The sequence below is a fragment of the Massilia sp. Se16.2.3 genome (genome assembly GCF_014171595.1).
In the GTDB taxonomy this organism is placed as follows: Bacteria; Pseudomonadota; Gammaproteobacteria; order Burkholderiales; family Burkholderiaceae_D; genus Telluria.
On record NZ_CP050451.1, the window covers coordinates 4,640,896 to 4,653,149 of the forward strand.

Annotated in this window: 11 protein-coding genes; 5 read left to right on the forward strand and 6 right to left on the reverse strand. The window is 63.2% G+C overall.

The genetic code is table 11. The features are described from left to right. Positions 1-55: 55 nt before the first annotated feature. Positions 56-1,942: an MFS transporter gene (locus G4G31_RS21230; protein WP_182989275.1), complete on the reverse strand. Its 1,887-nt coding sequence runs from the start codon at positions 1,940-1,942 to the stop codon at positions 56-58. A 265-nt stretch (positions 1,943-2,207) separates the two neighbouring features. Between G4G31_RS21230 and G4G31_RS21235 the strand changes: the two genes are divergently transcribed. After that, complete coding sequence (locus tag G4G31_RS21235; protein WP_182989276.1) at positions 2,208-2,402, forward strand: hypothetical protein; 195 nt, start codon at positions 2,208-2,210, stop codon at positions 2,400-2,402. A gap of 10 nt (positions 2,403-2,412) precedes the next feature. On the opposite strand, the gene G4G31_RS21240 is transcribed toward G4G31_RS21235, so the two are convergent. Next, positions 2,413-3,732, reverse strand: coding sequence for a homoserine dehydrogenase (locus G4G31_RS21240; protein WP_182989277.1), 1,320 nt, complete (start codon positions 3,730-3,732; stop codon positions 2,413-2,415). Between the two features lie 17 nt (positions 3,733-3,749). After that, positions 3,750-4,976, reverse strand: a complete 1,227-nt coding sequence (locus G4G31_RS21245; protein ID WP_182989278.1) for a pyridoxal phosphate-dependent aminotransferase — start codon at positions 4,974-4,976, stop codon at positions 3,750-3,752. Positions 4,977-5,178: 202 nt separating this feature from the next. On the opposite strand from G4G31_RS21245, the gene G4G31_RS21250 reads away from it, so the two are divergent. From G4G31_RS21250 to G4G31_RS21265, 4 genes are all read left to right on the forward strand, one after another. After that, on the forward strand, positions 5,179-5,565 hold the full coding sequence (locus G4G31_RS21250; protein ID WP_182989279.1) for an Mth938-like domain-containing protein: 387 nt from the start codon (positions 5,179-5,181) through the stop codon (positions 5,563-5,565). 252 nt (positions 5,566-5,817) lie between these two features. Next, complete coding sequence (locus G4G31_RS21255) at positions 5,818-6,240, forward strand: peroxiredoxin (RefSeq protein WP_229425654.1); 423 nt, start codon at positions 5,818-5,820, stop codon at positions 6,238-6,240. 217 nt (positions 6,241-6,457) lie between these two features. Next, positions 6,458-8,251 (forward strand): PhoH family protein, encoded by a 1,794-nt coding sequence (locus G4G31_RS21260; RefSeq protein ID WP_182989280.1) that lies wholly within the window; start codon positions 6,458-6,460, stop codon positions 8,249-8,251. Between the two features lie 595 nt (positions 8,252-8,846). Continuing rightward, positions 8,847-9,002: a hypothetical protein gene (locus tag G4G31_RS21265; RefSeq protein WP_182989281.1), complete on the forward strand. Its 156-nt coding sequence runs from the start codon at positions 8,847-8,849 to the stop codon at positions 9,000-9,002. 106 nt (positions 9,003-9,108) lie between these two features. Here the strand turns inward: G4G31_RS21265 and G4G31_RS21270 are convergent, their stop codons facing one another. From G4G31_RS21270 to G4G31_RS21280, 3 genes are all read right to left on the reverse strand, one after another. Next, positions 9,109-10,119, reverse strand: coding sequence for an inorganic phosphate transporter (locus tag G4G31_RS21270; RefSeq protein ID WP_182989282.1), 1,011 nt, complete (start codon positions 10,117-10,119; stop codon positions 9,109-9,111). Between the two features lie 23 nt (positions 10,120-10,142). Continuing rightward, the gene (locus G4G31_RS21275; protein WP_182989283.1) at positions 10,143-10,769 is read right to left on the reverse strand and encodes a DUF47 domain-containing protein; all 627 of its coding nucleotides are present in this window, start codon (positions 10,767-10,769) and stop codon (positions 10,143-10,145) included. 73 nt (positions 10,770-10,842) lie between these two features. Then, positions 10,843-12,228, reverse strand: coding sequence for a replicative DNA helicase (locus tag G4G31_RS21280; RefSeq protein WP_182989284.1), 1,386 nt, complete (start codon positions 12,226-12,228; stop codon positions 10,843-10,845). Positions 12,229-12,254 lie beyond the last annotated feature (26 nt).

The following is a 12,254-nucleotide window of genomic DNA, read 5'->3' on the forward strand; positions in this document are numbered from 1 at the left end:
ACCGTTCCCCGCGTAGAGGAAGGCGGGCTCGGCGGCCTGCCTTCCCCAATCTCGCCTATTTCCACTCGCCCCGCAACACCTTTACCTGCTCGTACAGGTATTCCGGCGTTGCCTGCTGCGGCGGCACCGGCAGACCCACCGCCAGTGCCAGCTTCGAGCGCAGGCCGCGCGAGAATGAGCGCTCGAACAGGTTGCCCGGATCGCGGGTGAACACGCTGCCCCACAGGCCGCGCAGCGCCATCGGGATCACGGGCACCTTGTTGCGCTCGACGATCTTGGCGATGCCGCCGCGGAACTCGCTCATCTCGCCCGTGGAGGTCAGCTTGCCTTCCGGGAAAATGCAGACCAGGTCACCCTGGTGCAGCGCCTCGGCGATATCGATGAAGGCACGCTCCATCATGAACGGATCTTCCTTGGCCGGTGCGATTGGGATCGCCTTGGCGGTGCGGAAAATCCAGCCGAGCAGCGGCATCTTGAAGATGCGGTGGTCCATCACGAAACGGATAGGCCGGGGGCTGGCCGCGCCGATCACGATGGCGTCGACGTAGCTGACGTGGTTGCACACCAGCACCGCCGGGCCCTCGTCGGGAATGTGCTCGACATCGACGGTATGCACGCGGTGAATCGTGTGGATCAGCAGCCAGGCCAGGAAGCGCATCAGGAATTCCGGTACCAGCGAGAAGATGTAGACGGCCACCACCGCGTTCAGCAGGGCGGTGACCAGGAACATTTGCGGAATCGTGAAGCCCTGCCCCAGCAGCAGGATGGCGACGCCTGCGGCAGCCACCATGAACAAGGCGTTGAGGATATTCATGCCGGCGATCGTGCGCGAGACGTGCTTCGGGTCGCAGCGGGTCTGGATCAACGCGAACAGCGGCACGATGAAGAAGCCGCCGAAGACGCCGATCAGCACCAGGTCGGCAACGATGCGCAGCGTGCCCGGCAAGGCCAGCAGCGCGAAGGCGTCGACAGTTGCCGTGTTGGCGTAGGCCTGGCTCGCGAAATACAGGTCGATGCCGAACACCGACAGGCCGATCGAGCCAAAGGGCACCAGCCCGATCTCGACCTTGCGGCCCGAGAGCTTCTCGCACAGCAGCGAGCCCACGCCGATGCCGAGCGAGAACACCGTCAGCAGCATGACGAAGACGCTGTGGTCGCCGTGCAGGTAATCCTTGGCATACACCGGAAATTGCGACAGCATCAGGGCGCCGTAGAACCAGAACCAGGAATTGCCCAGCATCGACAGGAAGACCGTGCGGTTCTTGCTCGAGAAACGCAGGTTGCGCACCGATTCGGCCGCAAAATTCGGGGCAACGCGCAGTTCCGGCGCTGGTGCCGGCGAAGCCGGGATGCGCCAGCTTGCCGCCAGGCCCAACAGCGCCATGAACAGACTGGCCGCTGCCACCAGTTCGATGCCGAATGGCTTGTGCGCCACCAGCACGGCGCCGGCCACCTCGCCCAGCAGGATGCCGACAAAGGTGCCCATCTCGATGACGCCATTGCCGCCGACCAGTTCTTCCTGCTTCAGGTGCTGGGGCAGGTAGGCGTACTTCACGGGACCGAACAGGGTCGAATGGACGCCCATGCCGACCACAGCCGCGATCAAGAGCCACAAGGTATGGGTCAGCCAGCCGATGCCGGCAACGAGCATGATCGCCACTTCCAGCAGCTTGACGAAGCGCGCCAGCCTGCCCTTCTCGACCTTGTCGGCGATCTGGCCGGCCGTGGCGGAAAACAGCACATAAGGCAGGATGAACAGGCCCGGGATCAGGTTGTTGAGTAAACCCGGATCGAGCGTGGTCCAGGACAGCGCGTCATAGGTGAGCGCCACCAGCAGGGCCGTCTTGAACAGGTTGTCGTTGAAGGCGCCGAGGAACTGGGTCCAGAAAAACGGCGCGAATCGACGCTGGGACAGCAGGGAAAACTGGCTCGACTGGCTCATGCGATGGGCTGGAAATGAAGAGATGGATAATCTACAACAGCACCCGGGGTGGCACAATCGATATTGCCAACAAACATCATCGGCGCGCAACACTGCACCCGAAGTACCGCCCCTTGGCCCCTTCAAGGGCACCTCGGGCCAGGGAAGGCGCGTGCAGGATCGGCAGAACCGGACTGTTGATTCGCTTTGGAAACCCGTTTGACCACGCACAAAGGAGACGGCCGGCGCCGTTTATTGTGCACTGCAGCGTGAGTAGAATGCTCGGATGAATTCGCCCATCCTCCACACTATCCAGCTCGGCGCGCCTGACGCGCTGTACGACGACATCGAACACGCGCTGCTCGATCTCACCACCGCTTCGCTCGACGACGGCGCCTTGACTGGCGCCATCGTCGACGAGTTCGAAATCGACTTCCTGATCGGCGGTAGTCCCCCGCCGGGCTCGGGCTATTCCTGCTGAGCGCCCTGCCTTAGCTCAGCGTTTCCAGCCTGATCCGGGTTACCTTGCCGACGACGGACGCCAGCGCCTCGATCCGTTCGATGGCGGCGATGACGTTCTTCTCGCGCGTCTCGTGCGTGATCATGATGATGTCGGTGCGGGCGTCGCCACGCGTGCCTTTTTGCAGCACGGCGTCGATCGAAATACCGGCATCGGCCAGGATCCGGGTCAGGTCGGCCATAACGCCGAGCTGGTCGTTGACGTACACGCGCAGGTAGTAGCTGGTCGTGATGTCCGACATCGGCAGGATCGCCACGTCGGTCATCTCGTTCGGCTGGAAGGCCAGGTGCGGCACGCGGCAATACGGGTCGACCGTGGCCAGGCGCGTCACGTCCACCAGGTCGGCGATCACGCTTGATGCGGTCGGTTCGGAACCCGCACCCTTGCCATAGTAGAGGGTGGAACCGACGGCATCGGCCTCGACCAGCACCGCGTTCATCGCGCCTTCGACGTTGGCGATCAGGCGCTTGGCCGGGATCAGGGTCGGGTGCACGCGCAGCTCGATGCCCTCGACGCCGTCGACCTTCGCCCGGCGCGTGATGCCGAGCAGCTTGATGCGGTAGCCGAGCTCTTCCGCGTAGCGAATGTCGTCCGCCTGCAGCTGGCTGATGCCCTCGACGTGGGCCTTGTCGAACTGCACCGGAATGCCGAAGGCGATCGCCGACATGATGGTCAGCTTGTGGGCCGCGTCCACGCCCTCGATGTCGAAGGTCGGGTCGAGTTCGGCGTAGCCCAGGTCCTGGGCCTGCTTCAATACCGTATCGAAGTCCAGGCCCTTGTCGCGCATCTCGGACAGGATGAAGTTGGTCGTGCCGTTGATGATGCCGGCCACCGATTCGATGCGGTTCGCGCTCAAGCCTTCGCGCAGCGCCTTGATGATCGGTACGCCGCCGGCCACGGCCGCCTCGAAGGCCACCATCACGCCCTTCTCCTGAGCGGCGGCGAAAATCTCGTTGCCGTGCAAGGCCAGCAGCGCCTTGTTGGCGGTCACCACGTGCTTGCCGTTGGCGATGGCGCGCAGCACCAGCTCGCGCGGCAGCTCGTAGCCGCCGATCAGCTCGACGACGATGTCGATGTCGGGGCTATCGACGACGAGATAGGGGTCGTCCACGACCTGGCAGCTGCCGCCGGTGATGCGCGCGGCGCGCTCGACGTTGCGGGCGGCAACCATGCGGATCTCGATGCCGCGGCCGGCACGGCGGCGGATGTCTTCGCCGTTGCGCTGCAGGACGTTGAAGGTGCCCGCACCGACGGTGCCGATGCCGAGGAGGCCAACTCTGATGGGTTTCATGGTCATTCGCATAAGTGCTAGCGTGCGTGGCGCCGGCGGTAGCCGTCGAGGAAGCGGGCAATGCGGCCGCAGGCGTCGCCCAGGTCGTCCGAATTGGGCAGGAAGACGAGGCGGAAGTGGTCGGGCGAGGTCCAGTTGAAACCCGTACCCTGCACCAGCAGCACCTTCTCGTCGCGCAGCAGTTCGCAAATGAACTGCTGGTCGTCGGCGATCGGGTAGAGTTTCGGATCGAGGCGCGGGAACATGTACAGCGCCGCCTTCGGCTTGACGACCGAGACCCCGGGGATGTCGGTCAACAACTGGTAAGCGAGGTCGCGCTGTTTCAGCAGCCGTCCGCCAGGGCCGACCAGGTCGTTGATGCTCTGGTAGCCGCCCAGCGCGGTCTGGATCGCGAACTGGCCCGGCGCGTTCGCGCACAGGCGCATCGAGGCCAGCATGTTCAGGCCATCGATGTAATCTTTCGCGTGGCGCTTCTCGCCCGAGACCACCATCCAGCCGGCACGGTAGCCGCAGGAACGGTAGTTCTTCGACAGGCCGTTCAGGGTGACGAACAGCACGTCGTCGGCGAGCGAGGCGATCGACTCGTGCTGATGGCCGTCGTACAGCACCTTGTCGTAAATTTCGTCGGCATAGACGATGAGGCTATGCTGGCGCGCCAGTTCGATGATGTCGAGCAGCACTTCGCGCGGATAGAGCGCGCCGGTCGGGTTGTTCGGGTTGATGACGACGATGGCGCGCGTGTTCGGGGTGATCTTGCGGCGCATGTCGGCGATGTCCGGCATCCAGTCGGCGCCCTCGTCGCAGATGTAGTGCACGGGCGAGCCGCCGGCCAGGCTGACGGCCGCCGTCCACAGCGGATAATCGGGCGCCGGCACCAGCACCTCGTCGCCATTGTTGAGCAGGCCCTGCATCGCCATCACGATCAGTTCCGAGGCGCCATTGCCCAGGTAGATGTCGTCGATGCCGACACCGGCAATCTTCTTTTGCTGGGTGTAGTGCATCACCGCCTTGCGCGGTGCAAACATCCCCTTCGAATCGGTATAGCCGGCCGCGCCGTGCATGTTGCGGATCATGTCCTGCATGATCTCGTCGGGCGGATCGAAACCGAACACGGCCAGGTTGCCGATGTTGAGCTTGATGATCTTGTGACCGTCATCCTCCATCTGGCGCGCCTGCTCCAGCGCCGGCCCGCGGATCTCGTAGCACACGTCGTCGAGCTTGTTCGATTTCAGGATCGGTCGCAAATTGTCACCCCTCGGTTGCCCGCGTTTTGTACGCGCTGGTTGCCTGCATTGTTGCAGTGCGAAAAATACCATTCTGCCGAAAGCGCAGGATTTAAGCAACCTTGCGGCGGGCGAGCACGCCCACAGGGCCGCGCTACTGGAATCTTGGCGAAAAGCTTACAATGGCAGCCCATCTTGCCACCCTGCCCGACTGCGAGCCACGATGAAGCTTCACTCCGACAACACCCAACAATACCAGACCATCACCGGCTACGATGCCTCCGGCGTCGAGGTCAATGCCCAGCGGTTCAACCACAGCCTGCTCGTGATGCCGGAAACGCCGCCGCGTGCCTGGGACGTGCGCCGTTTCGAAGACCTCGAAGCGCGCCACTTCGAACAGATCGCCGCCGACAACCCGGATGTCGTCATCCTCGGCACCGGCGAGCGCCAGCGCTTCGTGCATCCGCGCCTGACGGCCAGCCTGTCGGCGCGCCACGTCGGCGTCGAATCGATGGACAGCCAGGCTGCCTGCCGTACCTATAACGTGCTGATGGGCGAAGGCCGCAAGGTGACGCTGGCCCTGATCCTCGAAGGCAGCGCAGCCGGCTGAACCGATATGCTGCCTCCGCTGATGGTTCCCTATTGAAACTTTCGCGCTTCGTCCTCATATCGGAACAGCCATTGACAAGTTGACATGCTAGACTGGCAGCGTCGTCGATGGCCGATTATGATGACGGGCATGCGGGATGGTACGAGGCCGATCCCGCTCCCCGAATCTGTTCAATCCAGCCCCGATACCAGTCAGGAGAACCCCGTGGCCGTCAGCCCCAGCGCAGCAACCGTAGAGAACTTTTCCGCCGCCATGACCGGCGACCAGACCTTCCAGCTCGGCGGGCGACCGGCCAAGTACACGGTGCTGTATTTCTATCCCAAGGACAATACCCCGGGCTGCACCACCGAGAGCATCGCCTTCCGCGAGAAGCACGAGGAATTCAAGGCGGCCGGGGCCGAGGTCTATGGCATCAGCCGCGACTCGCTGCGTTCGCACGAAAACTTCAAGTCCAAGCTGGGCCTGCCTTTCGAGTTGATCTCCGACCCCGACGAACTGGTCTGCAACCAGTTCAATGTCATGAAGATGAAGAGCATGTACGGCAAGCAAGTACGCGGGGTCGAGCGCAGTACGTTTGTCGTTGACGCTCAAGGCAGATTGGTGAAAGAATGGCGTGGGGTGAAAGTCCCCGACCACGTCGACGAAGTGCTGGAATTCGTGAAGCGCCAGCCCTGAATGCTGGCCCCAGACGCACAACTTGCTGGTCCATACCTTCATTTTGAGTCAACCCGTTTTATCTCAGCATCCATCAATCTGGGAGCCTGCCAGGCCGGCCCCACCGGCCCTGGCCCGCGCCCCGCAATCTGTACCCAGTTGCATCGAACCCGCCCGGCAGCGTGTCCCGCGACCCGCTGGCGCGAGGCGTCCTCCACTTTTTTAGATTGAGAACCTGATGCCACTACCAAAAATGCCAACCCAGCCGGCCACGCTGCTGCCGGTGAACGATTACCCGAAAGCCGAAGCCGGCAAGTCTCCCGTGCGCGCCGTTGCCGCAGCGGCGGTCGAGGCTGATCCGGTCGAAGACCTCATCAGCGGCAAGGCCGTGCCTGCCGCCAAATCCAGCCGCGCCCGCAAGGGCAAGGCCGCGCCGCTCGCCGCCGTGCCCGCCACCACCCCGGCACCGAACGCCCGGCAAGCCGCTCCCGAACGCCCGGGTGGCCGCCAGGACACCCTTGCCAAGCTCAAGGAAAGCGACATGGGCGAGCCGCATCCGGTCAAGCACAAGCCGGTCGAGGTCAACGTCAAGTCCTCGGCCAGCCGCAAGGCCGACCGCGCCGGCGGGACCAAGGTCTTCGTGCTCGACACCAATGTCCTGATGCATGACCCGACCTGCCTGTTCCGCTTCGAGGAGCACGACGTCTACCTGCCGATGATGACGCTCGAGGAACTCGACGACCACAAGAAAGGCATGTCGGAAGTGGCGCGCAATGCCCGCCAGGTCTCGCGCACGCTCGACGCCCTGATCGCCGACATCGACGACGACGCCATCGAGGCCGGCATCGAGCTGGCCAAGCTGGGCAACAAGGATGCCAAGGGCCGCTTGTACTTCCAGACCAGCCTGCTGAATGGCCCCACCCTGCCTGAAGGCCTGCCGGTCGGCAAGGCCGACAACCAGATCCTCGGTGTCGTAAAAGCCCTGGCCGCCGAGCGCGCGAACCGTGCCATCGTGCTGGTGACGAAAGACATCAACATGCGCATCAAGGCGCGTGCGCTTGGCCTGGCCGCGGAAGACTATTTCAACGACCACGTACTGGAAGACACCGACCTGCTGTACTCGGGCATCGTCCAGCTGCCGGACGACTTCTGGGACAAGCACGGCAAGGACATGGAGTCCTGGCAGGAAAACAAGAACGGCAACAGCGCCACTTTCTACCGTGTGACCGGCCCGTTCATCCCGAGCCTGCTGGTGAACCAGTTCGTGTTCCTCGAGCCGTCCGGCGGCGAAGCACCGCTGCAGGCGCAGGTGCGCGAGATCAACGGCAAGACCGCCGTGCTGCAGGTGCTGCGCGACTACAGCCACACCAAGAACAGCGTCTGGGGCATCACCGCGCGCAACCGCGAGCAGAATTTCGCCCTGAACCTCCTGATGAATCCGGAATGCGACTTCGTCACCCTGCTCGGCCAGGCCGGTACGGGTAAAACCCTGCTGGCCCTGGCCGCGGGCTTGGCGCAAGTGCTGGAAACGAAGCTGTATAACGAGATCATCGTCACCCGCGTGACGGTGCCGGTCGGCGAAGACATCGGCTTCCTGCCGGGTACCGAGGAAGAAAAGATGTCGCCGTGGATGGGTGCTTTCGACGACAACCTGGAAGTGCTGAACAAGTCCGACACCGACGCCGGCGACTGGGGCCGCGCAGCGACGCAGGACCTGATCCGCTCGCGCATCAAGATCAAGTCGCTCAACTTCATGCGCGGCCGTACTTTTGTGAACAAGTTCCTGATCATCGACGAGGCGCAGAACCTGACGCCGAAGCAGATGAAGACCCTGGTCACCCGTGCCGGTCCCGGCACCAAGATCCTGTGCCTGGGTAACATTGCGCAGATCGACACGCCTTACCTCACCGAGGGGTCGAGCGGCCTGACCTATGTGGTCGACCGCTTCAAGGGCTGGGCCCACAGCGGCCACGTGACCCTGGCACGCGGCGAGCGTTCGCGCCTGGCAGACCACGCGAGCGACGTGCTGTAAGCCGTTTCGCGTCCGCGAAAACCTGCGCGCCGCAAGGCCCGCAGGTTTTTTTACGCCCGCAGCAGATGCGTAACGTAGGGTGGGCACTTGTGCCCACGCGTTATGTCGGCTGAGCAGTAACGTAGGGTGGGCACCCGTGCCCACGCGGTACGCCGGCTGAGCAGTAACGTAGGGTGGGCACTCGTGCCCACGCGGTATGTCGGCTGAGCAGTAACGTAGGGTGGGCACCCGTGCCCACGCGGTACGCCGGCTGAGCAGTAACGTAGGGTGGGCACTCGTGCCCACGCGGTATGTCGGCTGAGCAGTAACGTAGGGTGGGCACTTGTGCCCACGCGGTACGTCGGCTGAGCAGTGTTTCGGTCCAGTCAAATCCGGATTCGCCAGCGTCCCGGCTTGCGCTCCAGGACCTCACCCGTCATCGGCCGAGACCGCGTGGGCACGAGTGCCCACGCTACGGCACTGCTGTCGACCGTCTCGCCTATGCATGGCATTTGATGCAGATGGTTGCATGCAGGCAACTAGTCGACGAAACTTTGTGTCTTCCGGGTCCGCATGTGCGCCCGGCCTTTCCACCGTTCTCGACCGAGGAAATCGCATGGACACCTTCATTCAAGAGGTCACGCACAGCTTCAAACGCCTCGCGCAGCCTTACCGGCTGCTCGTCTGGTGCACCTTTGGCATCCTGCTTGCGAACCAGGCACTCAACCTCGGCCGTGAGATCGGCCAGATGGCCTACTGCCTGACCCACTAACAGGGGCGATCAGTACTGCAGGGTGGGCACGGGTGCCCACCCTACGGAACAGCAAACAAAAACGCCCGGCACATGGCCGGGCGTTTCCACGTTCAAACGAACGCAATTACATGATCTGCTTGCCGATCCACCAGGCCACGGCCGCCATGAAGGCCGAGGCCGGAATGGTGAAGACCCATGCCCAGACGATGCTGCCGGCCACGCCCCAGCGCACGGCCGAGGCCTTCTGCGAGGCGCCGACGCCGACGATCGCGCCGGTAATCGTGTGGGTGGTCGAGACCGGGATGCCCCAGAAGCTCGACATCAGCAGCGTCATCGCGCCGCCGGTTTCGGCGCAGAAGCCGCCCACCGGCTTGAGCTTGGTGATCTTCTGGCCCATGGTCTTGACGATGCGCCAGCCGCCGAACAGCGTACCGAAGCTGATCGCCGCATAGCACGAGATGATGACCCAGGCCGGGGGATGCGCGTCGGCCGCATTGACATAGCCGGCCGCGATCAGCAGCATCCAGATGATGCCCATGGTCTTTTGCGCGTCGTTGCCGCCGTGGCCCAGCGAATAACCAGCGGCCGAGATCAGCTGCAGGCGCCGGAACCAGACGTCAACCTTGCGCGGTGTCGACTTCACGAAGATCCATGCGACCAGCAGCATGATGATCGATCCGAGCACGAAGCCCAGCAGCGGTGCGATGACGATGAACAGCACGGTCTTGGAGAGGCCGCCCGACACGAGGGCGCCGGTGCCGGACTTCGCCACTGCCGCGCCCACCAGGCCGCCGATCAGCGCGTGCGAGGACGAGGACGGGATGCCGTAGTACCAGGTGATGATGTTCCAGACGATGGCCCCGACCAGGGCCCCGAAAATCACGTACTGGTCGACGATGTGCGGGTCGATGGTGCCCTTGCCGATCGTCTGCGCCACCTTCATGTTGACGACGAAAATCGCCACGAAGTTGAAGAAGGCAGCCATGGCGACCGCGCTCTGCGGCTTCAGCACGCCCGTCGAGACGACGGTCGCGATCGCGTTCGCCGAATCGTGGAAGCCGTTCATGAAGTCGAAGATGAGCGCCAGGACCACCAGCGTACCCAGCACCCACAGGCTGATGTGTAAAGTTTCCATGTTTATTTTTGTTATGCGGAAGCTTACGCGTTCTCGACGATGATGCCTTCGATGATGTTCGCCACGTCTTCGCAGCGGTCGGTGACGGTCTCGAGGATCTCGTAGATCGCCTTCATCTTGATCAGGTTGCGCACGTCCGGTTCGTCACGGAAGAGTTTGCTCATGGCGGCGCGCATGACATGGTCGGCGTCCGATTCCAGGCGGTCGATCTCTTCGCAGATGGCAATGATCTTCTGGGCGTTGCCCATGTCGTGCAGCATGGCGACGGCCGCCTGCACGCGTTCGCAGCAGGCCAGGCACAGTTCGGCCAGGCGCTTCGCTTCCGGAGTCACAGCGTGCAGGTCGTACAGCGAGATGGTCTGGGCCGCGTCTTCCATCATGTCGAGGATGTCATCCATGCGGGTGATCAGCTTGTGGATGTCGTCGCGGTCGATCGGGGTGATGAAGGTCTTGTGCAGCAGGTCGACGCAGGCGTAGGTGATCTTGTCCGCCTGTTTTTCGATGCTTTCCACCGCATGCGTGCGGTTTTCCAGGTCGTCGAAGTTGGTCATCAGGCCAACCATCTCGTGCGCACCTTTCACGCACAGCGCGGCGTGCTGGTTGAACAAATCAAAAAACTTGCCCTCGGTGGGCATCAGGCGTCCAAACATGTATTTCTCCGTTGTAAAACTCTTGGGACTGCGGGGGCCGTGGACCAGTCGGTCCCGGCGACGCAATATCGGCTTAGTCGCCCTGGTAGACGGCGAGGTTACCGCTGTAGTTACCGAACTTGGTGTACTGGCCGATCCAGGTCAGGCGAATCGCGCCGATCGGACCGTTACGCTGCTTGCCGATGATGATCTCGGCGGTTCCCTTGTCCGGCGAATCGGGGTTGTACACCTCGTCGCGGTACAGGAAGATGATCACGTCCGCATCCTGTTCGATAGCGCCCGATTCGCGCAAGTCGGACATCACGGGCCGTTTGTTGGGGCGTTGTTCCAGCGAGCGGTTCAGCTGCGACAACGCGATCACCGGGCAATGCAGCTCCTTCGCCAGGCCCTTCAGCGAACGCGAGATTTCGGAGATCTCGGCGGCGCGGTTGTCGCCCGGCTGGCTGCCCTGCATCAGCTGCAGGTAGTCGACGATGATAAGGCCGAGCTTGCCACACTGGCGGGCCAGGCGGCGCGCGCGTGCGCGCATCTCGATCGGGTTCAGTGCCGGCGTCTCGTCGATGTAGAGCTGGGCATCGTTCATCTTCTGGATGGCGTGCGTCAGGCGCGGCCAGTCCTCGTCGTTCAGGCGGCCGGTGCGCAGGCGGTGCTGGTCGAGCTGGCCGACCGAGCCGAGCATACGCATGGCCAGCTGGGTGCCGCCCATCTCCATCGAGAACACGGCCACCGGCAGGCCCGCCTCGATCGCGACGTTCTCGCCGATGTTGACCGAAAACGCGGTCTTGCCCATCGACGGACGGCCGGCGACGATCACCAGGTCGCCCGGCTGCAGGCCGGAGGTCATGCGGTCGAGGTCGATGAAGCCGGTAGGCACGCCGGTGATCTCGCCCTGGTTCTCGCGCGAATACAGTTCGTCGATGCGTTCGACAACTTGCGTGAGCAGCGGCTGGATCGGATTCCAGCCTTGGGCGCCACGCGCGCCCTGCTCGGCGATGGCGAAGATCTTCGATTCGGCTTCGTCAAGCATCTGCTTGACTTCCTTGCCTTGCGGATTGAACGCGTTACCGGAAATTTCGTCGGCGACGGTGATCAGTTTGCGCAGCACGCCGCGGTCGCGCACGATTTCCGCGTAGCGGCGGATGTTGGCGGCGGACGGCGTGTTCTGCGCCATGGCATTCAGGTATTGCAGGCCGCCGACATCGTCGGCTTTGCCGAGCGACACCATGGCCTCGTAGACCGTGATCACGTCGGCCGGCTTGCCGCTGTTAATCAGACGCACCATCTGTTCGAAGATGATGCGGTGGTCGTAGCGGTAAAAGTCGTCCGCGTGCATGAAGTCGGCAATACGGTCCCATGCCGCATTGTCGCGCAGGAGACCGCCAATGACGGACTGCTCTGCTTCGATGGAATGCGGGGGGATGCGCAGCGATTCGATTTGCGGATCTGCGGGGGTATTCATGGCGGGCATTATACCTGCTCCGGTCA